Origin of the sequence: Blautia difficilis (assembly GCF_014297245.1) — a bacterium.
In the GTDB taxonomy this organism is placed as follows: Bacteria; Bacillota; Clostridia; order Lachnospirales; family Lachnospiraceae; genus Blautia_A; species Blautia_A difficilis.
The window spans coordinates 29044-53860 of record NZ_JACOQG010000025.1 but is presented as its reverse complement, the minus strand read 5'-3'; the positions used below and the strand labels follow the sequence as shown (position 1 = coordinate 53860).

The window sequence follows — 24817 nt, the reverse complement described above, 5'->3', positions numbered from 1 at the left end:
GGTAATCCTCAACAGCAGCAATTTTTTCTTCAACTGTACACTTGGGTTTTCTACCCATAAAAATACCTCCAAAGTAGATTTTGGTTATTTAACCTGTCTACTTTAGAGGTATCATATCATATTACAGATGCCTTACTTAATCAAAGACATAATTACGTGAGACAAAATCCATAGTTACATCAAAAAATAAAATCAGAAATAGAAAAAACGAAAGGAGCTAATTATGAGTAAAAAAAGAAGAAATATTCTTTTAGCATTTATAATTCCGGCATTATTATTCTATGTTGTATTCTGGATCTCCCCGGTGTTAATGTCATTTTATTATGGATTGACAAACTGGAGAGGAATGGGTGATTTTGATATTGTAGGTATGAAAAACTATGCAAATCTGATCAAACAGGGAACATTGTTTAATTCCATGGGAAATACAATAAAATACACATTGTTCGTGGTTATCTGGGGAAACATTCAGGCACTTGCTTTGGCAATGATCCTGAATATGAAGCTGAAGGCAAGAGGTGTTTTCAGGACGATCTTCTATATTCCTGCACTTTTCAGTACCATTGTTGTAGCTTTTTTGTGGAGCTATGTATACGCCCCGCATTATGGAATGATCTCTGAAATTTTTAATCTGTTTGGATCATCTAATGCGCCAAATCTTCTGGGATCTAAAGCAACTTCACTTTTTGCAGCTGCATTTGTAGAGACCTGGAAAACTTCCGGAACTATGACAATCATTTATCTTGCAGGTCTGCAGAATATTTCAGAGGAAGTTATTGAATCAGCTAAAATTGACGGATGTAATGGTTGGCAGGCAATCCGTTATGTGAAGATTCCTATGCTGGCAAATACGATCACTGTAAATGTCATGCTTGGTCTCATCGGTGGCTTTAAATCTTTCGATTATATATTTGCATTAACAAAGGGTGGTCCGGGAAAATCTTCCGCAACATTGATGTATACAATTTACAAAATGGCATTTGTGGAAATGCAGTATGGTAAGGCAGAAGCACTGGCTGCTATGGCATTTGTATTTATTCTGATCATTTCGGTGATAACACTTACATTTATGAAGAGAAAGGAGCTTGAGGCATAATGAAAAAGAAATCCAGTACAGAAGTTTGGGTGACAATTGGATTGGCAGTTTTTTTCCTGATTTTCCTGTCCCCTATCATCATTGCACTTTTTGGCTCCTTCCGTGAAATGGGAGATACTTCCAATTATCTGCACTTATTCCATGCACCAAGCCTGGAGAGCTACAAAACTGCATTTGGTAAGATGAGTTATTTCCGCTCTCTGAAAAACAGTATCCTTATTACTGTGATCAGTGTGATTCTTTTACTTACATTCTGTTCCATGGCCGGATATGCGATCGCAAGATTAAGAGGAAAACTGGGGAGCTTTTTACAGATTTTCTTCCTTGCAGGTATGATTGTATCAGCACAGATGTCCATCATTCCAATGTATAAGGTAGTAAATCAGGTTGGAATTGGAAATACGATTGCAGCACCAATCGCACTTTATGTAACAGCAGCATTGCCTTTTTCCATTTTTCTTTACACCAATTTTATTAAATCAGGTGTACCTTACAGTCTGGAGGAGGCAGCGCGTATTGACGGAGCGAGCATTCCTTTTACATTTGTAAGAATTGTCATCCCATTGACAAAACCGGCTCTTTCATCATTGGTGATTACACAGGGAGTTCCAATCTGGAATGATTTCTTCTTTGGTATGCTGTTCTTGTCAACACCAACCAAAAAGACGCTTCCTCTCATGATGCTGAACTTTATTGGAGATATGGAAAATGCTACACAGTGGAATATGTTATTTGCAGCTTGCTTCTTGAGTGCGATTCCGATTCTGATCGTATATTCATGTCTTCAGAGATATTTTGTAGGTGGTTTGACAGTAGGTGCTGTGAAAGGTTAATTTTATAAAAATTAAAAAAATAAAACAATTTTGTCATTAAAAATAAAATACGGTATAATGGTAAGATAATGCAAGCGCAGGAGGTTTTTTATGAAATTAGTAAAGAGTATCCGGTTAAAATATATTATGTGTTTATTGTCTGTATCCATTTTACCGGTTTTATTTTTTGGAGTTTATACAGAGTTTAATAATAATACTTTTTATAACAAACAAGTGGAAAGTGCCAGTCGAAATGAAATTCACAGAATTTCTGCTGATATTAACCGAAATTATGAAGATGTAAGAGACTTGATCAGTTCTCTGATTTTCAGTACTTATGACAATATTAACTGTATCACCAATATTGCGCAGCAGGAAGGGGGAGAAAAAGAACCTACATATAGTAACAGACTGAAAAATTATAGAATGTTCAAATATGTTTGTTCGAATCTCCTGGAGAATGCCAGTCATGCAGATGGCGTCTATCTGTTTTGCAGCAATGGGCATGTCTATTCTTATATGAAAAATCTTGATTATGGAATTGAGAGAACCTATAAGACAGATCAATGGTATCAGGAATTGACAGAGAGTAAAAACAGTGTGGAAATTGCAAAATTTGTTGAATTGAAGAAGAATCTGTATGGACAAGGAAAGGAGTGTTTTCTGGCTGCCAGAAAGTTTAAAAATATTAAGGATAATGGTTATACCGTGTTGGCAGTTGTATGCAAAAATACATTTTTTGATAATATTAAAGAAGAAAATTCACTTCCGTGGGGAACCAGCGTAATAGTAGACGAAAAAGGAAATGTAATCTATGGATCTGATACAAAAGGATATGATTTTTCTGCCTTAAAGCTTTCGGATGAAAAAAAGCAGGGAATTATCCATAATCTGAATGATAAAACACAGGCAGCAGCATATAGTGAACTGGATTTTAATAATTGGAGGGTTGTCAGTGTATTATCCCTGAAATCTTTTTATGATAATTATGTTCACAACAGGCGAATCATGTTCTTACTGTTGGGGATGGATCTGATATTTGTACTTTTTATTTCCTTGTGGATGGAAAGACAGGCAATCAGTCCCATTGTGCATCTGGCAAAAATAATGGACAATGTATCTGACCAGAATTTTCAATTTAATAATGAGTACAAAGGCAGGCAGGATGAAATAGGAATTCTCTATGCTGATTACGAAAAGATGTTGAACCAGATTGATATGTTGATCAAAGAAAAATACGAAAGCCAGATAAACATATTGAAATCCAGACTTCGAAATCTTACATCGCAGATTAATTCTCATTTTCTCTTTAATACGTTGGAAAATATTTCCTGTCTTGCACAACTGGAAGGCAATAAGCAGATTGTTATTATGACTAAATCATTAGGGGATATGCTTCGCTATACTATGGATATAGATGGAGATTATATTACTTTGGAAAAAGAGATCGGTCAGATGCAGAGATATCTGAATATTCAGGAAGTGCGTTTTGGAAATGAAATCAAGCTGGAATTGGACCTGGAAGAGGGAGTTTCCAAGAGAAAGGTTATGAAATATATGCTTCAGCCTATTGTAGAGAATGCAATTGAGCACGGAATGTCGGGCAAAGAATTTCCCTGGAAACTTCTTATTGCAGCAAAACATGAAGGCAGCGATATGTGTATTGTTGTGAAGGATAATGGGACTGGAATGGATGAGAAAACACTGGAATGTGTGCGGAAAAGAATATATGACAAAACAGCGCAGGAGGAAGAAGAAAAATATTTTAACATCGGACTTAAAAACATTCATGAACGAATCCAGCTTCTGTTTACAGAGAAATATGGAATGTGGATAGACAGTACTCCTGAAGAAGGGACCATAGTAACCTTGCATGTTCCATGGATCTGATTAGAGAAATGGATGAAATAGGGACTTGTATGATTTTACATTTACTATTTGTGATGGGTAAGGAGCCATATAAATGTATACATATATAATTATTGACGATGAAAGACTGATTCGACTGGGTCTGATCAGTAAAATTGAAGAGATTTCAAGTGAGAAATTTGAATGCATAGGAGAAGCAGAAAACGGAAAAAAAGGAATAGAGCTTCTTGAAGAAATCACACCGGATATTATTATTACAGACATGAAAATGGCAAAAATGGATGGTGTGGAGTTTCTGAAAAATCTTCATGAAATCCATCCGGATATTCCGGTAATCGTAATTAGTGGTTATAAAGCGTTTGATTATATGAGTCAGGCCATTGAACATGGAGTAGTGGGGTATGTTTTAAAACCATTTTCAACTGAGGAAATAGAAAAACAGCTATTAAAAGCAGTATCTCGCATTGAGCAAAATAAAAACCTTACCAGAATGCGCGAAAAAATATCAGATCTGGAACAAAGCCAGGAAGATATGGAATTTATAAAAGTAATTACAGAGCCTTGGAATGAGGAAGAAAATGGCAAACAGGGATTTTGCAGGGACAACTGGCATGTTCTTATTACTATTTATACGAATGTTCAGGATGAGATGAATATTCTCAGGGAATGCACAAAACGGTTATGGGAAAATTGCGACTATATATGTTATGAAAATAAAAATATATATGGGCAGTATTTTGTTCTCTTCACAGTAAAAGAAGAATGGCAGGCTGCAAAGATCATAGATGTGATTCCGGAATTCTTTTCTGCAATGAAAATACGAAACCATACAGGGAAATTCTATGGGGCAGTAAGTGAAAAGATTCATGAGATTTCACAGATTTACCGGGCTTACCAGGCAAATGAGAAAATGCTTCGTAATATCAGGCTTGCAGATCGCATGAAAATTTTTTATGACACAGAATATTCCGGTCAGAAGAGAAAAATTTATACAGACGATGAAATCCAGGATTTAATGGTGACGTTCAAATATGAAACAGAAGGAAGCCATAAGGCTATGCAACAATTTTTTGAACGATTTTCTATAGAGACAGATACCTTAAGGGAAATAGGAGATTCCTGCAAAAAGATTCTGTCCAGAATTGATGAGTGGGCAGTTGAAAATCAGGTTGAAACAGATGATATTATGAGTGTATTTTATACAAGATATCGTTTTTGCAATGATCTGACAAAAATGGAAAAAGAGATTTCCGGATATGCAAACCTGATTTCTCTTTCTATTCAGCGTAAAAATCATAGTGATGACTATATTTATGAGCAGATATGCAAATATATACAGGAAAATTATTATAAAAAAATAACGTTGCAGATTCTGGCAGAAAAATTTTATCTGTCTGCAGCTCAGTGCAGCAATATTTTAAAGCAACATATGGAAAAAGGTTTGAATGTGTATCTGATGGAAATACGAATCAGAAAGGCAAAGGAGCTTCTGGATAAGACAGAAATGAGTGTGGAGCAAATCTCAAAAGAAGTCGGGTATCCAAATCCAAAATATTTTTTCCGTATGTTTAAACAGGCAACTACGTTTACTCCTATTGAATATCGCAAAAGAGAGGGAAGAAATGATGTTTTATAAGGAAAAAGAAGAACCAGAATTAAGAGAAGAATTGTTTGAAAATCCGGGTGCAGCATATAGAGGAGCACCTTTTTGGGCGTGGAATAAAAAATTAAATAAAAAAGAACTTGTTGATCAGGTGGAACAGTTCAAAAAAATGGGAATGGGTGGATTTCACATTCATTGCAGAGTGGGGCTGGATACGGAATATCTTGGGACAGAATTTTTTTCCTGTGTGGAAGCCTGTGAAAAAAAAGCAAAGGAAGAAGGGCTTCTTTGTTATCTTTATGATGAGGATCGGTGGCCGTCCGGCAGTGCAGGGGGGCTTGTAACAAAAAATCCGGAAAACAGAACCCGGTTTTTAGTATTATCACCTCTTGGCTATAAAGAGACGGAGGAAGAGGGCTATATGGCTGCGGCAAAAGCGGTTCGCAGTAAAAATCGTACTCATTTGGGATATTATGAAATCATATTGAATGAAGACGGTTTTTTAAAGTCCTATCAGTATTCTGAGAAAATACCGGAAAATGATAAAAATATATGGGAGGCATACCTAGAGGTTTCAGGCGATACCCCATGGTTTAATAATCAGGCATATGTAAATACACTGGATAAAAGAGCAATCCGTAAATTCCTTGATATTACACATGAGCAGTATTATGAACATCTGGGCGATGATTTTGGGAGCGAAATAAAGAGTATTTTTACAGATGAGCCACAGACGACTCATAAAGGAATGTTGATAACGCCTTTTGACAAGGAGCCGGTTATTACACCTTTTACAGATGATTTTGACATAACTTTTCAGCAGAAATATGGTTATTCTCTGATTGAAAGATTACCGGAGGTTTTCTGGGAAACGAAAGATCAGACAGGACTGCAGGTGAGATATCATTATCATGATCATGTATTGGAACGTTTTTCAGAAGCATTTGGTGATCAGATAGGAGATTGGTGCCAGAAACATAATATTTATCTTACAGGGCACATGCTTAATGAGTGGACACTGTATTCTCAGACATTGGCAATTGGCGAATGTATGCGTCCTATGAAAAATTTCGGAATGCCGGGTGTAGATATGCTTTGTGACAGAAGAGAACTTTCTACATTGAAGCAGGCACAGAGTGTGGCAAGGCAGCAGGGCCGGGAAGGGGTAATGTGTGAGTTATATGGTGTGACCGGATGGACATTTGATTTCAGAAACCATAAACTTGCAGGGGATTGGCAGGCTGCTCTTGGAGTAACCTTCCGTGTTCCGCATCTTACGTGGATGTCCATGGAAGGAGAAGGGAAAAGGGATTATCCGGCATGTATTGGACGACATTCTCCCTGGTATGAAAAATACAGCATCATTGAGGATCATTTTGCAAGGTTAAATACTGCACTGACACGTGGAAAGCCCTGTGTGCGTGTTGGCATGATTCATCCTGTGGAATCATATTGGATGTATTGGGGGAATAAGGAACAAACTTCGCTGAGACGGCAGGTATTAGAAGAAAATTTTGAAAATCTGATTAAATGGATGCTGTATGGATTGATTGATTTTGATTTCATATCAGAATCCTTACTGGCAGAAGAAGACTGCGAAAATAATGATCAGGAACCAGGAAAGTTCTCTGTTGGCAAAATGGATTATGAGGTGGTAGTAGTCCCTGAATGCGCTACCCTACGTAACAGCACAGTGAAAAAACTGGAAAATTTCATCCAATCTGGTGGTAAAGTTGTGTTTATGGGGGAAATTGCCGGGTTTGTAGATGCTGAGCCAAGTGACAGGGTGAAGGATCTGGAAGAAAAATCAATACATATTCCATTTAACCGGGTAAGCCTTATGAATGTACTGGAGCCTCAACGAGAACTCAGTATAGATGTATTTCCTCTGGACGGGGTAGATCCTGCCAGGATGAAACATAAAGAAAACGGGAATCAGGCAGATAACCTATTTTATCAAATGCGCCAGGATGGAGATAACAAATGGCTGTTTATTTGCCATGTGGACAAGCCGCGAAATGAAGCAATTGCATGGAATGAAAGATGGGATATTAAAATAAAAGGGGAGTATCAGGCGGTTTGTTATGATACCATGGATGGAAAGATTTATTCGGTAAAGGTTGCAATCAAGGATGGGAATACTATCATACATCACATTGCATCCCTTCATGACAGCTTATTACTGAAATTGATTGCTATAGAAAACAGTAAGAAGGCAGACCCTGTAAATGCAGTGGACAATGTGGCAAAAGAGGAAGTGTTTAAGATTCCGCAGAACCAAAAAAATTTACCGGAACCTTTTCAGTACAGGCTTGAAGAACATAATTCCTTGCTTTTGGATATGGCTCAATATGCATTTGATGAAGAAGAGTGGCAGGAGCGAGAAGAACTTTTGCGTATTGATAATCTGTTTAGGGAAAAACTTCATTATCCCCTTCGTATGGAAGCACTTGCCCAGCCTTGGATTGAAAAAGATGAGCAAAAGCCAGAACATGTACTGAAATTGCGCTTTCATATATATTCAGAAGTTGAAATGAATGAAGTGGAGCTTGCAATGGAGCATCCTGAAACAGCAGAAATATGTTGGAATGGGAAGGCAGTAGAGTATGCAGATTCCGGATTTTACGTAGATGAAAGTATCCGTACCTGTAAATTGAAAAAGCTTCAAAAAGGCGAGAATACACTGTTTGTGAAAATTCCTTTTGGAAGAAAAACAAATGTGGAATGGATGTATCTTCTTGGTGAGTTTGGAGTAAAAACCATAGGAAAGTATGGAATTATAACCAATCTTCCCGCAAGATTGTATTACGGAAATATTACCACACAAAATCTGGCATTCTATGGCGGAAATCTGGAATATAAGAGTAAAGTTAGTACAGAGGCGGGCATTATGAATCTTGAAGTGAGTCATTATAAAGGTGCTCTTCTTGAAGTATTTCTTGATGGTGAAAACAAAGGTTCTTTGTTCATGGCACCCTATAGAAAAAATTTAGGAAAAGTCGAAAAGGGAGAACATGAAATCACTATAAAAGTTTATGGAAACAGAAGTAATACTTTTGGTGTTGTCCATAATGCAGATCGAACAGAATCATGGTATGGCCCCAATTTGTGGAGAACTACAGGCAATAAATGGAGCTATGAATACCAGCTGGAGCAGATGGGAGTGCTGGCAACTCCTGTTTACTGGATAGAAGAGGGGACTGATTAATGGGAAATGACTGGAAAAAAGTATTTGAAAATCCTGGAAAAGAATACAGAAGTGCGCCTTTTTGGGCATGGAATGAGAAGATAAATGAGCAGGAATCAAAATTTCAGATACAAGAAATGTCTGATAAGGGAATGGGTGGATTTTTTATTCATTCCAGGGAAGGATTAGAGACCCCTTATCTTTCAGAAGACTGGATGAAACAGGTCGATGTGGCTGTCTGGGAAGCAAAAGAAAAAGACATGGAAGTCTGGATATATGATGAAGACAAATGGCCATCAGGATGCGCCGGAGGATTAGTTAGTCATGCAAATCCAAGGGAATATTCGGCGAAAGGCTTAACCATGGAGTTGATGTCATCAGAAGAAATAGAAAAAGCGGTTAAAAAAGGCAGAGCTTTTGACACTGAAAAAGAATATGAAGACGGAAAAATTCTGAGGATTTATACAATCTGGACAAGCGGATATAAGATTTTAAAGCTGAAAAATGGAATCTGTGAGGAATCATTACAGGATAGCGGAAGCCAAATTCTGATTCTGCGAAGAGAAATTTCCGGGACCAGCGAATGGTATAACGGTTATGCACCAACGGATAATTTAAATCCCAAAGCGGTACAGGAATTTCTTCAATTAACACATGAGTCTTACAAAAAACATTTTAAAGATGAATTTGGAAAAACCATAAAAGGCTTTTTTACAGATGAACCGAACTGCTGCGATTTCTATTCTGTTTTTACAAAAGGACGCCCCTGGATTACCTGGACCGATGATCTACCGCGGTATTTTCGGGAAAAGAGAGGATATGATTTTTGGGAATTGTTACCTTATCTGTTTTACGATGGGGAAGGATGTGAACAAATCCGCCATGATTATTGGAGAACAATTGCTGAACTTTTCCAGGAATCCTATATGAAACAAATTTATGAATGGTGTGAAAAAGAAGGGCTTGAACTTACCGGACACATGTTGTACGAAAATGATCTGGGATATCAGACAAGGGTATGTGGTGCGGCAATGCCTCAGTATAAATATATTCATAGACCAGGGATTGATCTGCTGGGAGAACAGACAAAAGAGTATCTTACAGTGAAGCAGTGCACAAGTGTGGCGCATCAGTATGGGAAAAAGCATACAATTTCCGAAACTTATGGATGTACAGGATGGGATTTTGGGTTTGATGGTCAAAAATGGCTTGGAGACTGGCAATATGTAATGGGAATTGACAGGCGCTGTCAGCATCTTGCGCAGTATTCTATTTCGGGTTGCAGAAAAAGAGATTATCCACCGGTGTTCAGCTATCAAACTACCTGGTGGGATTACAATAAAAAGATGGAAGATTATTTTTCACGTTTATCTATGTGTGAAAGTATGGGAGAAGTTGTGCGAAAAATTCTTGTAATTCATCCGATGTCTTCCATCTGGACAAAAAGCAGGAGCAGTTTTGATGAGGATTTCAACCATATTGAGATGAATATGGGATGGATGGATAAACATATTACAGATCTCAATAAATGGGGGGAAGAATATAATCGACTGGCCAAATTACTTATGGCATTTCATATGGATTTTGATTTTGGAGATGAAATGCTGATAGAAGAAGATGGCAGAGTGGAACAAGGAAGGTTTTGGATCAATCAGGCAGCTTATGAGGTGGTAGTTGTTCCTAAGGTAGTATCTTTGTTTGAAAGTACAGTAAGATTACTTTACGAATATTCCAGACAGGGAGGAAAAGTTTTGTGGATAGGTGACTTTCCTGAAATGGTAGAGGGATCCAGAGAAAAAGCAGAGCAGATAGAGTGGGAAAAATTTACAGATATCAAACAGCTTGAGAGTTATGAAGAACTTCCGCAGGAACTTGAGAATAGCTTGGACTGGAACATAAAAATAAAAACGAAAGAGGGAGTAGAAGATAAAGATATTCTTCTTATGACGAAAAAAACTTCTGAGGGATATTTACAGATCGTGGTAAATAATGACAGAAAAAATGAGCATGCAATCATGGTAGATTTTCCGGAAGTAGGAACAGTTTGGTGTTACCAGCCGTGGACAAATAATATGGAAGAGCTTGATATAGAAATCAGTAAAAAAGAAAGAATGCGTTTCTTTCTGGAGTTGGAACCGGCTCAGACAGTTATTTTGTTGGTAAAGACGTGGAACTCAGACAAAGTGAAAGCTGACCTGACACAAGATAATGAAATAAGCTCTGGTGTATCCTTGGAAATTGGTGAACATGTGACATTTCCATATAAGCATCCTCATTCTGCTGATCCGGTTTTTGCCATATTAGGTCCGAAAGCAGAGATAAAAAGAACTATGGAGAATGTTCTTATTTTGGATTCTTGTTCTTATTATGTGGAAGATAAGATTTACGGTGAGGAAACGGATGTCTGGAAAGCGCAGAAGGACATCAGAGAGAGACTGAATATGCGCCAGATTTATTATAACGGAGTTCCACAAAGATATTTCTGGCTGGGAGAAAAGAATCAACAGGATCAAACACCTTTTGGTTTAAGATTTCGGTTTCAAGTGAAAGAAGATATAGAAACAACTTGTTTTGCTGTTATTGAAAAATCAGAGAAGTTTATCGTATGCCTGGACGGTGAAAAGGCAAAACTTACAAATGAATTTTTTATGGATCATTCTATGAAAAAGTGGGAACTTCCAAAACTTTCAGCAGGAGAACATGTTCTGACCATTGATGGCTTGTATTCACATGAAATGGAACTGGAGGATATTTTTATTATCGGTGATTTTGCTGTAGATACAGACCGTGCTCTGACAAAGGAACGCAGTACCTTACACTTTGGGGACTGGACCTCGCAAGGTTATTATCATTATCCTGGTTCTATTGTCTATAAATTCGCAGTTCCGCCAAAGGAAAAAGAAGAGCATAGATATATTTTGGATATGGGAGAATTTGAAGCAACTCTTATAGAATTAAAAGTGAATAAAAAGTCTGTTACATATCTTTTAAAAGATTCTGCAAGAAAAGTTGATATTACGGATTATCTTCTGGACAGGGAAAACACAATTGAATTGTGTGTGGTTGGAAGTCCAAGAAATATGTTTGGACCATTTCACCAGACTTATACCGGATGCAGCCGTATAAGTTGGGAAGATTTTAGAACTACGGGAAGGTTTTATACGTCAGATTATGTGTTAAAACCATATGGGCTCATGGGCCAGATTACTATTTTTATGAAATAGAACTTTGCTTGAGTCATGATATATAATCTCATGTGCTGTACCAGGCAGATACTTTTTACCCGGTGGGATGTACGAAACTATATCACACCGGGGGGAAGCTCTGCGGAAGTATTCATCATGCTTAGCCAATCAATTTCTTATTCACATACTCAAATCCGAGACGTTTCACAGTATCTGCAAATCGTTCTCCTGCGATGCCTTCATTTTTGAAGAGAAGGATTGCTTTTTCTATGACTGCCATTACTTCTTCTTCCTCTGTGAAAATTCTGGTAAGAGCCTGACCGTGTGAGATTCGCTTACCCCAGCGGCCTCCGATATAGATTTTATAACCATTTTGATATTCCGGTACTGCGCCGAAAGGACATTTTCCCTTGCAGCGTCCGCAATGGATACATTCTTCAGGATCAATGTAAAGTTTACCGTCAACTAATTTCGGGACATGGACAGGACAACTTTTTTCAATCTGACATTTCTTACATCCCCGGCATTTCTCAACATCCGGTTTTGGGATCCTCTGACCTATAATTCCCATATCATTCAGATTAGGCTTTACACAGTTATTAGGACATCCGCCAACTGCAATCTTGAATTTGTGCGGGAGCACTACATCGTGATAACCTACATAAAAATGCTCATGGATCTTCTTGCTGAGTGCAAAGGTATCAATCAGACCATACTGGCAGGTTGTTCCCTTGCATGAGACAACAGGACGCACTTTGGCTCCGGTTCCGCCTGTCATCAGGCCGTGTTCTCCAAGGAAGGCAATAGTTTTCTCAATATTATCATAAGGAACTCCCTGGATTTCCATACTCAGGCGGGTTGTCATAGCGATTTGGCCATTTCCGAATTTATCTGCAGCGTCTGCAATGGCACGATGTTCATCTGTGGTCATATGTCCATTTCCTGTGATGACCCGAATATTAAAGATGTCATCATATCGTTTGTCCTGAAGACATCCCAGACCCTTTACCCGCTTGATTTCCTCGGGACTCAGTTTTTTGTTGTCAGATGTTACTGGCTTTTCCTCATTCATGATTCAGTATCTCCTTTATGCTGCCGTTATTGTTCTCTGATGTATACGGCGTTTCTTTTGTTGATTATAGGCTTTATGAATGATAAAATCAATTTATGAGTTTTTATTATAAGATAAGTAATACTTATGAAAATCTGATATCAATAGAATGGGAGAGTTCAAAAAGATTATGTTAGATCACAGAACGGAAACCTTTATGGCAGTATGCAATGTTATGAATTACAGGGAGGCGGCAGAGCTGTTACATATTACCCAGCCGGCAGTTACCCAGCATATCCAGTTTTTGGAAAAGGAATATGGCTGCCGTCTTTTTCTTTATGAAAACAGAAAACTGACCAAGACCCCTGCAGCGCAGATGCTGGAGGATTACCTGCGATCGGTTCAGCAGCGTGAAAATTTTCTCAGGGAAAAGATAAAAAACAATGGTCTCCGGGAACTGCGTATCGGTGCAACCAAGACCATTGGTGACTATGTGATCACAGACAGGATTCACGATTTTTTAAATCAGCCGGATACGGCACTGACTCTGATCGTGGATAATACAAAGCATCTTTTGCATCTATTGGAACAAAATACTCTGGACTATGCTATCATAGAAGGATTTTTTGACAAAAACAGATTCGGAAGCCAGTTATATCGACGGGAACCTTTTGTGGGGATTTGCCCGAAGGATCATCCCTTTGCAGGCCGTGAAGTATCTGTAGAGGAGATTCTGAAAGAAACTCTGATCCATCGCGAAAAAGGCTCCGGAACGCTGGCTATCCTGGAGGAAAAGCTTCTTGAGCATAATGAATCTTTGGAGCGTTTTCATCGGCATATATGTATTTCCAGCTTTAAGATGATCATCGACCTGATCAAGTCCGGGTATGGAATCTCATTTGTATATGAAATACTTGCCAAAAGCGACCCGGAGCTTGGAATCTTTACACTGAAGGGTGAGCCCATAGTCAGAGAATTTAATGTTATTTATCTGAAGCATGCGGATGTGAGGGAGAAGATGGAATGGTTTTTATGACCGCGTCTTTCGCACTCTGCTGAACTGTCTTAAATGCATTATTTGGCATGGACGAACATAAACTAAAACGGGTATGTTCTCCTTGGCAAATCTGTTTGGAAAGGCTATGATGTACCTAGTGATCGCACTATGGAAACTTGAGAAGCCCATAGTCCGGAAGGCTCCTTCGGGGGCCTTTCGTTATTTATACGAACAAAATATTAAAACTGGTGAGAGGTGGTGAAAAACTTGGAGAAAAAGCAATTTTCAACATATGATGAACAGATTACTTTTCTGGAAGAAAAGAAAGATCTGATAATTACTGACAAAGAATATGCCAGAAGGATGTTGCTTAAAATCGGTTATTTCTCACTGATCAATGGATATAAAGAAGCTTTTAAAGAATCCGTCAGCAATCAGTTTCAAAAAGGTACAACCTCAATGTGGTCAACCTAGCGTCAACTTAAGGGCATATTAGTGAATATCCTCCAATGCAAACTACAAAATAAATCGGTTTATGACAGAAAACAGTTGCTGTTTTGTTGGAAACCAGAAGATTTATAAAAATGACCGCATTTAAATAAGCCTATTGACGAATGCTGGTTCTATTTTAAAAAGAAACTTTTTTATTTCGGAAATGCGAACGTCCCTTGGATTTCAATTTCTTCCTTGGAAATGTACCGCCCGCCATTATCGCCGAAACGGCAAAATCAAATCAGATGGATGTCTTTTTGCGCTATATTTTGACTATTCACGCAAAAATATAGACGGAGAAACTGAATTCAAATAATATATATAATATAGATATAAAAATAGTTAAAAGAAGGAAGAAAAATAGAGAAAGTTTTTACCAGATATAGTAAAAAGTTCTCAGGCTATGATGGTATAAAAGGATAATGGAGGGGGTTAAATCAATGAAATTTGATGTTAAAACACAGGGAAAGAAAATGGAGGTTGCTTTGGAAGGAAGAATGGACTCTGCAACAGCACCGGAATTTGAGAAGGAGATTTTCCAAAAGCTTGATGGAGTTACCGAGCTTGTTCTGGACTTTACCGATCTTGCATATCTTTCCAGTGCCGGATTAAGAGTGCTTTTATCCTGTCAGAAGAAAATGAATGCAGCAAAGGGAAGTATGGTTGTAAAGCATGTCAATGAAATTATTATGGAAGTATTTGAAGCGACCGGATTTGACAGTATTTTGACAGTCGAACAATAAAAGACGGATGAAAATGGGGAAAAGAATATGGCAATTGAAGAGAGAAAATTAACACCTGCCGGACAGGGAAATCTGCAACAGATCAAATTGGGAATACCGGTAGTGGAAGCATTGAATCGGATGGCAGAGGATCCCATGGGGGAAAATGAAAAGCTGCTTTTAAGGATTCTGGAACAGAATAAGGATACGGAATATGGAAGGAAATATGGCTTTGCGGATATTCATTCCATAGAAGAATACCAGAAGAAGGTTCCGGTCAGTGTATACGATGATTATGCAGGCTATATTTTAAGAATGAGTGAGGATGGGGAGGAGAATCTGATTACCTCCGGTAAGGTTGTACATTATAACAAGTCTTCAGGAACGGTTGGAAATCCCAAGCGTATACCGTTGACGGAAGAGGCTTTTCAGGTTTTTCAGAAGTATAATGGTCCCTACCGTATGGGGCTGGTCGCAAAAGAACTCGGAGAAGACTGGATCAACGGACGGAATATGTCCATTGCGGAATCCATTGCAGAGATCCAGCACGTGAAAAGCGGTGTTACTTATGGAGCTTTGTCAGTAAAAATGATCGGTGAATTCCGCCCTTACCTCGGAATGAGTTTTACATCTCCCGATGAAGCAATTTATCCGGAATCGGAAACCAACACCAGATATCTGCATGCACGTTTCGGACTGATGGACCAGGATCTTACGAATATGGCAGCGAACTTTCTTGGATTTTTACTGGAAGTATTGCGTTATATGGAACAGAATTGGGAGCTTCTGGTTAATGATATTGAACAGGGAACGATTGATCAGGGTATTAAAATGTCAGAGGAAGTCCGTTCCAGTCTCTTAAAGAAAATTCAGCCCATGCCGGAGAGAGCGCAGGAACTGAGGGGAATTTTCATGCAGGGGTTTGAGGAACCGATTGTACCGAAGCTGTGGCCTCATGCACAGTTCCTTACCGGTGTCGGTTCCGGTGGATTTAAGGTTTATGCTGATAAGATCAAAGAGAAATATATGGGAGAAAAAATAGCCCGTTATTTTACCGGAATTAATGCATCTGAAGGCATGATCAGTGTCCCGTACCGGTTAAATGATGAGAAGAGCGTGCCGGTTCCGGACAGTATGTTCTATGAATTTCTGCCGACAGACGCAGATGATGATTTCTCCAAAATAGTAACGATAGATCAGATTGAGACAGGTAAAGAATATGAAGTGATTGTTACGAATCTTTCCGGTTTTTACCGGTATCGTATGCGTGATGCGGTAAAGATTGCAGGAAAATATAAGAATCTGCCGATTCTGGAATTCATCGGACGTATTGATCAGACAGTCAGTGTTATGGGGGAGAAGACAACAGAAGTGGCACTCAGGACTGCCGCAGAGGATACAGCAAAGCAGCTTGGCTTTGACATGATTGATTTTACAGTATATCCGGATGTTGAACATGTTCCTCCACGTTATACTTATTTTATGGAAATCGAAAGCCTTCCGGAGGGGATGAAAGCAAAGGAAATCCGCTTTTTTCTGGAGAGGAATCTTGCTAAGGCCAATCCGTCCATGGGAGATAAGGTGGCAAAAGGAATCTGTGCGCCAACTAAGTTAAATATCTTAGAGCCGGAGACATATAGCTTATATCGTGATCTGATGATAATGAAGGGAATTGCGCCGGCACAGCTGAAGCCTGTGCACATCATTCGGAATGAACTGCAGCGGAAATTTTTTTTCAGTCAGACAGAATACGGGGTGGAGCTTGTAAAATAAGTAAAAGGAGGAGTCTATGAAAATTTTAGCTTTAGTAGCAAGCCAGGACAGTACTGTGGAAGATGTTAAGACAAATGGAAGAAGGCAGATGCAGGCACTGATAGGTAAAGATAAGGAAGTACTTTTCTGCGAATATTCCACGATTGAAATTTGCAGGAACGGGGAGCTTGCGATCATCTGTCTGGGCGAAAAAATGGAAAAGCCGGATTATTTCTGGCCACTGCTTGGATCCACGGATGGATTTATTCTGGAGAATATGCTTCAGGATGCGGGAATTCCATCTATTTTAAATCTGCGTGAGCTTCAGGTCGCAAGAAGTAAGATTGCAACTTATCAGAGACTTGCACAGAATGGAATACGGGTGCCTGATACGATGGTGTTTTTCAAAGATTCTGATCCCGAAACACTGTCTGGTCGTTTTGGTTATCCATTTGTTGTGAAGCCGGACAGTGGATTTGGCGGGATTGGTGTAGAACTGATCCATAACGGCCAGGAGCTTAAGGATTACTTTGCAACTCTTTCCTATGGACAGGCTTATGTGGCACAGGAATATATTGCTACTTCCAAAGGAAGAGACATCCGTGTTGTTGTTCTCCATGGCAGATATTATTTTTCGATGGAGCGCCATGCATCGAATCCTGATGAATTCCGTTCGAATGTACATGTGGGTGGAACTACACAGGAGAAGACTCTTACCGAAGAAGAAAAGGTATTCTGTGAAAAGGTGGCGTCCATATTTGATCTTCCGATTATCGGACTGGATCTTATGATTGGTGATGGAGAGTATGTGCTGGCAGAGGTAAATGCATTTCCGGGTATGCCGGGGCGTAAGATGATGGATGCATATGCTTCCGTTATTGATGATTTTATGGAGGGACAGGCATGACCGGATTTTTGCGAAGAGTATTAAGCCCATACAGGGGACTTTTGATACTGGTCATTTTACTGCAGCTTGGTCAGTCCTTTTTAACCATGTATCTGCCAACAATCAATTCCAGAGTGATCGATTATGGTGTGGCGAATGCGGATGCTGCATATATCATGCATCAGGGAATTCTCATGCTGGGAATAGCCTTTATCCAGTTTCTGCTATCAACCTTGGCTGGTATTTTCGGAGCAAAGGTGGCACTGATGACCGGACGGGATTTGAGGGAGCAGGTTTATGAGAAGCTGATGCATTTTTCACGCAGGATGATCGGAAGCATGGGAGCTCCTACGCTGATTACCAGGGCAACAAACGATGTACAGCAGGTAACCCAGTTTATTACGTTCTTATTTACCGCGATTATTGCAGCACCGATGATGTTTATCGGAGGTCTTGTGCTTGCCTTGTCCCAAAGCGTGAAGCTTTCGGTGGTATTGCTTGTGACGATACCCCTGCTGCTTGGGGTTTCTGTGGTATTTTTAAAGCTGATCCTTCCTTATTATAGAGAACAGCAGACGAAAATAGATGAGATGAATACCGTACTCAGGGATCAGATTTCCGGTGTCCGTGTGGTAAAGGCCTTTACGAAGGAACAAGGCGAGAAGGAACGCTTTGAACGGATTAACGGAGATCTTTCAAGGATTAATACCAGCATCGGTAAGATTACAGGGCTGATGCAGCCAATCTTTACCCTGACAATGAGCTTTGCCAATATTTCGCTGATCTGGCTTGGCGGCCGTATGGCGGGAAACGGTCAGGTACAGATTGGACAGGTGATCGGCTTCGTAACCTACATATCCTTTATTCTGACAGCAACCCTGATGGCTTCCATGATTTTTATTATGCTGCCAAGAGCCGAGGTATCGGTTACACGTATTGAAGAGATTTTAAACAGTGAAAGTGAAATTCAGGACAGAGAGGATGCTTTTTTGCCAGAGCAGTTCCGGGGAGAAATATGTTTTGAACATGTGGCGTATTCCTATGCACCGGATAATGAGCAGGTGGAGCCTGTATTGAAGGACATTTCCTTCTGCGCACAGCCGGGTAAAACGACGGCGATTATCGGATCTACCGGATGTGGTAAGACTACCTTGCTTGATATGATTCCACGTCTTGCAGATGTGACAGAGGGGACGGTCTTCGTAGATGGCATGGATGTCCGGAAGCTGTTAAGGCATGAGCTTGATCAGGCAATCGGCATGGTTCCGCAGAAGGCTTTCCTGTTTTCGGGGACACTGGAGGACAATCTGCGGGATGGAAAACCGGATGCAACACAGGAAGAACTCTGGGAGGCTCTTTCGATTGCGCAGGCAAAGGAGTTCGTGGAGAAAAACGAACGTGGTCTTAAGATGAAGGTTTCCGAAGGGGGAACAAACTTTTCGGGCGGGCAGCGGCAGCGGCTTGCAATCGCAAGAGCAATTGTCCGCAGACCCTCCATCTATTTGTTTGATGATTCGTTCTCTGCACTGGATTACCGGACAGACCAGAAGCTGCGAAGAGCACTGAAGCCGGTTACACAGAATGCGGCTGTGATTATTGTTGCACAGAGAATCAGTACCATTAAGGATGCTGACCAGATCCTTGTGATGAATCAGGGACGTATTGAAGCGGTTGGAACACATGAAGAACTCATGCAAAGCAGCCGGACTTATCAGGAAATTGTGGCTTCCCAGCCCACAGATAAGGAGGTGGCATCATGAGTACAAAGCAGAAAAAGACCATACAAAAGGGGTCTTTCAAGCGGCTGTTAAAGCTCTTCTTCTTTAAAAATAAGATGCTGACCGCTCTTATGCTGTTCAGTATTATTATTTCAGCGGTTGCTACAGCGCTGGGACCGCAGTATCTGGGGTATGCAACGGATTCCATTGTACAGGATATGTCAAACCCGGTAAGCAGTAACATTCACTGGGACCGTTTTTTCTTCTGGGCAGGGATATCGAGTGTGATTTTTCTGATCCAGTTCGTATCGAAATGGCTATCCGCATGGTTTTCCACACGGATCATCTCTGATACGGCGAAAGAATTGCGCAGTCAGGTAGAGACAAAGCTATGGTCGCTGCCATTAAATTATTTTGATACAAACAGTCACGGAGATATCATGAGCCGGACCACAAATGATATTGATAATGTGGTCACGACTCTGAATTCTTCCGGTGCAGATACGATTTACAGTATTTTCCAGCTGGTCGGGATGATTGTCATGATGACTGCAATTAACTGGAGGCTGGCATTGATCACTGTGATCATTATTCCGGTCTCGGGCTGGATTGTGACCCTGATTTCCAGGTTTGTGCGTAAGGAATATCAGAAGCAGTGGTATTATACCGGAATGATTAACAGTAATGTGGAAGAGAGTGTGAACGGACACAATATTGTGAAGCTTTATGGTCAGGAAGAGAAGTTCGTGGAAGCTTTCAGGAAGCAGAATCGTCTGTTGTATGAATCTTCCTTCAAAGCTATGGCCGTATCGAACTTGATTCAGCCATTGTCCCGGTTCTTTACGAATCTGAATTATGTGATTGTGGCATTGGGAGGTGCTTTACGGGTAATATCCGGACAGATGACGGTCGGAGATGTGCAGGCATTTATTCAGTATACCAGACAGTTTCAGACACCCTTTTCCAAGCTGTCCCAGGCGTATTCTTCACTGCAGTCCGGAATAGCGTCTCTTGACCGGATCTATGAGCTGTTAGACAGTGAAGATCAGGCTGAAGAAAAACCGGAAGCCAGAGAGAGTTACCGGTTGCAGGGAAAGATCGATTTCCGGGATGTGAGCTTTTCTTATGTACCTGAGAGGAAGCTGATCGAACATATGAACCTTGTTGTAGAACCGGGCCAGATGGTCGCTATTGTTGGAGGAACTGGTGCCGGCAAGACAACACTTGTAAATCTGATCGAACGATTTTATGAAGTAAACATTGGAGAAATTATTTTTGATGACAAAGTAGAAATTCACGACCTTACAAGAGCATGCCTGCGGGAGAACATTGCAATGGTTCTGCAGGACACCTGGGTGTATAAAGGAACGATCGGAGACAATCTGAAATATGGTTTGAAACGGGAAATCACGGAAGAAGAATTCCGGAATGCATGCCGGGAGACCTTCGTGGATCAGTTTGTAAGTACACTGCCTGATGGTTATCAGACTGTAATTTCCAATGAAATGTCAAGCCTTTCTGCCGGAGAAAAGCAGTTGTTGACGATCTGCAGGGCATTTCTTGTGAAACCGAATATTCTCATTTTGGATGAGGCAACAAGTTCTGTAGATACCAGAACCGAAGCCATGATTGATCAGGCACTTGATAAGCTGCGGGAGGGACGGACAAGCTTTGTCATTGCCCACCGTCTGTCCACAATTCGCAATGCAGACGTGATCCTGGTTATGGAGAACGGGCATATCGTGGAGCAGGGCAGCCACAAAGAGCTATTAGCACAAAACGGAGCCTATGCCAGATTATATCAGGCACAGTTTGAATAATAGAAAATAGGCGGAGGAAGAGATTATGCGTATTGTATTTTATAGTGCGTCAACATCAGCACATTCCAATTCATCAACAAAAACAACCTACCAGCCGTTCCGGGCAGATACCTGGGATGAAATGGACCGGCTTTATCCGGACTGCGAATTTGTTGTAGCAGGACCCCTGAATGGTTCTTACATTTTTGACGTGGCAGATGGGGAAATCTGCAAAAAACCTGAGAAGGTGAAATACGTGCTTTTGGAGAGTGGAATGAGTGCGGAGGATACGGCAGAGTTGATTGCACAGCAGAAGCCGGATATTGCTGTAGCAATTGCATCGGGAGCCGTTCCCTTTGACTGGGTACCGATCAAGACCGCTCTCATTGCTGAGGAATTACAGAAAAGAGGAATTGCAACCATTGCCAATAATACGCTGGTGTCAGTGGCAGCATTTGATAAGTGGCGTAGTAATATCATGTTCCGCAGCTTTGTCAAAGCGGCAAAGGGAATCTATATTCACCATGAGCTGTTTCTTGCGGAGAAGAAGAATCCGGGTGTCAGTATAAATGTATATAAGGAATATGTTTTTTATCGGATTAAGGAAATGAACTTTCCGGTCATTGTGAAGGATACATTAGGTGCAGGGTCAATCGGAGTGGAAGTCATGAACTCCTATGAGGAAGTAGAGAGCTTTCTTAATTCCGATCGAAACAATTCAGATATAATGGTGGAAGAACTGATTCAGGGAGAACAGTTCGGAACGGAAATTCATGGTGTAGAGGGACGTTACAGTGTCCTTCCGCCGATTGCCTTTTCTGTAACAAAAGAGGGCATTACAGATCCGTTAAGCTCTGTAAAATTTGGTCCGGTGACGGATCCTTCCTATCATTTTGAAAAGGTACAGGAAGAACTGCTTAATATGGCACAGAGTTTGAAATTTGAAGGAACAGTGCAAGTCGATCTGGTTTACCGGGCAGGAGAATGGTATATTATCGAAATTAATCCAAGATGGTCCGGAATGACAACAACAACGGCTGCCATGGAGGGAAGAAATCCACTATCTATTTTTGTGGACAGCATACTCGGAACTGACAAAAATTACAGTATGAAACGGAACCTGAAATATGCATTGAACTTTAAGATGAAAGCAAGGTCGCAGGAGGATCTGATCCGATTATATGGGAATCCGCATGTGGATTATATTATGCAGCTGGAAACCTCGGTGGCAGGTATGGAGAAGATCAACTATTGCGAGGTTGTTATCAGCACCGATCAGGAAAAAGAAGATATTCTGAATATCCTGAATGAACTGGAAGAGGAATTCCCGGGGCTTGTTTCCGATGATGTGAAAGCAAATGCCGGAGAGCTTGTTGCAAAATATCAATGAGAAAACGGCGGTCGATAAGACCGCCGTTTTCTGCTGTTTGCATTTATAGCTGATTGACTGATAAAAGATAATTGCCAGAGATGAAATAATTTTTGAGTTGTTTGGAGAAATTAAAACCATTTTGCAGCGTATTGCTGTAATTGTTCCTGGACATCCCGGTAGCTGTATTTGCTGACCGGGATTATTTCATGATTATTCAGTGTGATTTCAAAGCGTCTGATTGAACGGACAGCATACAGAGAAACAATGTAGCATCTGTGACATTGCACGAAGATATCTTTCGGCAAAATTTCACGGACTGCAGAAAGGGACTTATATATCTTTGTGACAGTACCGTCCTGAAGGTGAATCTGCAGTTCTTTATTGATTATTTCAATATAGGTAATATCCCTGATATGAAGGGATACAGTTCTGGACGGAGTGTCGATTATAATGGATTTCGGGATCAGATGTCGGATTGCACGGGTTAGTGCTTCTGCAAGTTTTTGACGGCTGACCGGCTTGAGGATATAACCTACAGGTTCAGCAGAATATGCATCGAATACAAATTCCTTACTGCTGGAAATGAAGATAACGGGAATTTGGTTTTCAGTGTCACGGAGACATTCTGCAAAGCTGATCCCATTGTTTTCACCCAGCATAATATCAAGAATCAGAATGTCACAGTTTTTGGGAGTATTCTGCAATGTATTTTTTAATTCTGCAATAGAAGTATATTTTCGAATCTCGCAGGATTCTCCCATGGATGCTAAAATATCGCTGATCATTTCTGATATCTGTGTTAAAAAAATCGGTTCATCATCACAGATGACAATATGGTACATAGTGAAAGCCTCCTATTATTCGTTATTTTCGTCAAGACAAAGCGTTGTTGTTACAGCAAAAAAGCCATCATGTACCCGTACGCTCAGTATACCATTGTATTTTTCGGCGATTCCATTGATGATCTTAAGGCCGTAACCGTGTCTGTCACTGTTCTTTTTACTGGATTTATAGTTTCCATTCGTGATTCTCAAGTTATCCTCATTGCAGGAGTTTTCACATTTAATAAACAGAAAATTTCCCTTTGAATGGAGATTCAGCCGGATGATCCGCTGTCCTTCAGAAACATTCTGACACCCTTCTACTGCATTTTCCAATATATTTGTCAACATCCGGCACAAATCAATGTCTTCCATGTTGAGTCTTCTACCAATGATAATACTGTACTCCACGATGGCTTTATAACGGCTGGCACGTTCTGCAAATTCCGAAAGGATGGAATTGACCAGAGCATTGGCTGTGTAGGTGACAAAAGGAAGCTGTTCGGCTTCTTCAGTAAATTTCTGTGTATACTGTCTGGCACCTGCATAGTCCTCCTGTTTAAGATAGGAGGACAGGGCATTCATATGATGTCGGATCTCATGGTGTATTTCCAGAATATGTTCGTTGTTTTCTGCCTGATTCCGGTAGTTTTCCAGTATGCGCTCAGAAATCCGCTGTTCTTCCTGTTTACTGCGGATGTATCCCATGACACTGAAGAATACGGCATACACCATGAAAGCAAATACTGCAAACAGTACAAACATAACATGGACAACTATATTATTGGAAAGATTTATTATGCTTGAGAACTGTGCAATGCTGGCAATCAGAATAAACAAAGCAGGGAGGGAGCAGAGAATCTTCCAGATCCGTGATTCCAGATCTGCATTGATCATAGTACGGATTCGCTCCATCAGCATGAGAAATGGTTTCGCAAGAACCAGATTTATGATAAGTGTGAGAGCCAGTGCAAAGGGCGGATACATAAAATAATCGGATGGGAACCGGAAAGTACGGTGCAAAAAGGTAACAGTGCTTGTAACAAAGAATCCGTAGCTCATTACAACAAAAAATACAAACAGTTTTTCTGCTATTTTTGCCTGGATGATAAAGCAGTACAACATTCCGAACAGTAACAGGGCAATATAAAAAATAGCATTCGAGATCAGCTCTTTGTAATCACCGCCAATGTTGAACTGTGCGATAAGAGAAAACGGAATGACCATTACAATAAAAATGGACAGTGCCATGAGCATTGTCTTTTTTGTGCTTAGGCGGAAACAATCCCGGAATGGATACAAACAGAAAAATGCATAAGGAAAAATCTGAAGAGAAAATCCGCAGAAATAACGCAATGCTATCATAAAACCCTCCCGTCATAAAGATAGATAATGGCCAGGTTACTTATTAAAAATAAGTATACCATTGGCAGATGGTAAAATCAAACCAGACAG

At 40.2% G+C, this 24817-nt stretch carries 17 protein-coding genes; 14 read left to right on the top strand and 3 right to left on the bottom strand.

The window, feature by feature from the left end; all coding sequences use genetic code 11:
* Positions 1-223 precede the first annotated feature (223 nt).
* The 6 genes from H8Z82_RS13370 to H8Z82_RS13345 all read left to right on the top strand — a co-directional run bounded on the left by H8Z82_RS13370 (position 224) and on the right by H8Z82_RS13345 (position 11791).
* Positions 224-1096 carry a carbohydrate ABC transporter permease gene (locus H8Z82_RS13370; protein ID WP_019162874.1) on the top strand — a complete coding sequence of 291 codons (873 nt, stop codon included), beginning with the start codon at positions 224-226 and terminating at the stop codon, positions 1094-1096.
* On the top strand, positions 1096-1929 hold the full coding sequence (locus tag H8Z82_RS13365; protein WP_019162873.1) for a carbohydrate ABC transporter permease: 834 nt from the start codon (positions 1096-1098) through the stop codon (positions 1927-1929). The genes H8Z82_RS13370 and H8Z82_RS13365 overlap by 1 nt, the downstream gene beginning before the upstream one ends.
* Before the next feature lie 90 nt (positions 1930-2019).
* Entirely contained in the window at positions 2020-3798 is a 1779-nt protein-coding gene (locus H8Z82_RS13360; protein WP_186995383.1) for a sensor histidine kinase, read from the top strand.
* A 73-nt stretch (positions 3799-3871) separates the two neighbouring features.
* The gene (locus H8Z82_RS13355; RefSeq protein WP_186995382.1) at positions 3872-5413 is read left to right on the top strand and encodes a response regulator transcription factor; all 1542 of its coding nucleotides are present in this window, start codon (positions 3872-3874) and stop codon (positions 5411-5413) included.
* On the top strand, positions 5400-8588 hold the full coding sequence (locus tag H8Z82_RS13350) for a hypothetical protein (RefSeq protein ID WP_186995381.1): 3189 nt from the start codon (positions 5400-5402) through the stop codon (positions 8586-8588). The genes H8Z82_RS13355 and H8Z82_RS13350 overlap by 14 nt, the downstream gene beginning before the upstream one ends.
* Positions 8588-11791 carry a glycosyl hydrolase gene (locus H8Z82_RS13345; protein WP_186995380.1) on the top strand — a complete coding sequence of 1068 codons (3204 nt, stop codon included), beginning with the start codon at positions 8588-8590 and terminating at the stop codon, positions 11789-11791. Before H8Z82_RS13350 ends, H8Z82_RS13345 begins: the two co-directional genes overlap by 1 nt.
* 121 nt (positions 11792-11912) lie before the next feature.
* On the opposite strand, the gene H8Z82_RS13340 is transcribed toward H8Z82_RS13345, so the two are convergent.
* On the bottom strand, positions 11913-12824 hold the full coding sequence (locus H8Z82_RS13340) for a 4Fe-4S dicluster domain-containing protein (RefSeq protein ID WP_186995379.1): 912 nt from the start codon (positions 12822-12824) through the stop codon (positions 11913-11915).
* Between the two features lie 169 nt (positions 12825-12993).
* On the opposite strand from H8Z82_RS13340, the gene H8Z82_RS13335 reads away from it, so the two are divergent.
* From H8Z82_RS13335 to H8Z82_RS13300, 8 genes are all read left to right on the top strand, one after another.
* Complete coding sequence (locus tag H8Z82_RS13335) at positions 12994-13839, top strand: LysR family transcriptional regulator (protein ID WP_243176479.1); 846 nt, start codon at positions 12994-12996, stop codon at positions 13837-13839.
* 228 nt (positions 13840-14067) lie between these two features.
* Entirely contained in the window at positions 14068-14274 is a 207-nt protein-coding gene (locus tag H8Z82_RS13330; protein WP_118330795.1) for an Abi family protein, read from the top strand.
* Between the two features lie 458 nt (positions 14275-14732).
* Positions 14733-15035: an STAS domain-containing protein gene (locus tag H8Z82_RS13325; protein ID WP_117676011.1), complete on the top strand. Its 303-nt coding sequence runs from the start codon at positions 14733-14735 to the stop codon at positions 15033-15035.
* A 27-nt stretch (positions 15036-15062) separates the two neighbouring features.
* Positions 15063-16787 (top strand): GH3 auxin-responsive promoter family protein, encoded by a 1725-nt coding sequence (locus tag H8Z82_RS13320; RefSeq protein ID WP_186995377.1) that lies wholly within the window; start codon positions 15063-15065, stop codon positions 16785-16787.
* Between the two features lie 16 nt (positions 16788-16803).
* Complete coding sequence (locus tag H8Z82_RS13315; RefSeq protein WP_119250548.1) at positions 16804-17673, top strand: ATP-grasp domain-containing protein; 870 nt, start codon at positions 16804-16806, stop codon at positions 17671-17673.
* The gene (locus H8Z82_RS13310) at positions 17670-19412 is read left to right on the top strand and encodes an ABC transporter ATP-binding protein (protein ID WP_186995376.1); all 1743 of its coding nucleotides are present in this window, start codon (positions 17670-17672) and stop codon (positions 19410-19412) included. The genes H8Z82_RS13315 and H8Z82_RS13310 overlap by 4 nt, the downstream gene beginning before the upstream one ends.
* Positions 19409-21190, top strand: coding sequence for an ABC transporter ATP-binding protein (locus tag H8Z82_RS13305; RefSeq protein ID WP_117676019.1), 1782 nt, complete (start codon positions 19409-19411; stop codon positions 21188-21190). The genes H8Z82_RS13310 and H8Z82_RS13305 overlap by 4 nt, the downstream gene beginning before the upstream one ends.
* Before the next feature lie 25 nt (positions 21191-21215).
* Positions 21216-22559: an ATP-grasp domain-containing protein gene (locus H8Z82_RS13300; RefSeq protein WP_186995375.1), complete on the top strand. Its 1344-nt coding sequence runs from the start codon at positions 21216-21218 to the stop codon at positions 22557-22559.
* Positions 22560-22669: 110 nt separating this feature from the next.
* Here the strand turns inward: H8Z82_RS13300 and H8Z82_RS13295 are convergent, their stop codons facing one another.
* Positions 22670-23383, bottom strand: a complete 714-nt coding sequence (locus H8Z82_RS13295) for a LytR/AlgR family response regulator transcription factor (RefSeq protein WP_186995374.1) — start codon at positions 23381-23383, stop codon at positions 22670-22672.
* Positions 23384-23398: 15 nt separating this feature from the next.
* Positions 23399-24727 (bottom strand): ATP-binding protein, encoded by a 1329-nt coding sequence (locus H8Z82_RS13290; protein ID WP_186995373.1) that lies wholly within the window; start codon positions 24725-24727, stop codon positions 23399-23401.
* Between the last annotated feature and the right edge of the window lie 90 nt (positions 24728-24817).